This is a genomic window from Arthrobacter sp. Y3225116, from assembly GCF_059091245.1.
The window spans coordinates 1-252 of the sequence record NZ_JBNHGL010000637.1 but is presented as its reverse complement, the minus strand read 5'-3'; the positions used below and the strand labels follow the sequence as shown (position 1 = coordinate 252).

The following is a 252-nucleotide window of genomic DNA, read 5'->3' as shown; positions in this document are numbered from 1 at the left end:
GACGTGAAGCTGTACGAGGCGCTCTCGCGTTCGACCGGCGTGCACATCATCGCCTCCACGGGACTTGGCCCCGAGGAGGAACTCGGCGGATACTTCCTGACGCCGCAGACCAACCCGCCGACCCCGTGGCCGGCGGAGAAGTTCGGTGACCTCTTCGCCAACGAGGTCACCGAGGGCATGGTGGTCCCGCGCGTTGAACGCCGGGCCGCTGCCGGGATCGTCGCCACCATGGCCGACCGCGCCGGGATGACC

The 252-nt window shown here is 69.4% G+C and carries 1 pseudogene; it reads left to right on the top strand.

The window, feature by feature from the left end:
• Positions 1–252, top strand: a pseudogene (locus AC5RV2_RS19325) (phosphotriesterase family protein); the annotation flags it as partial.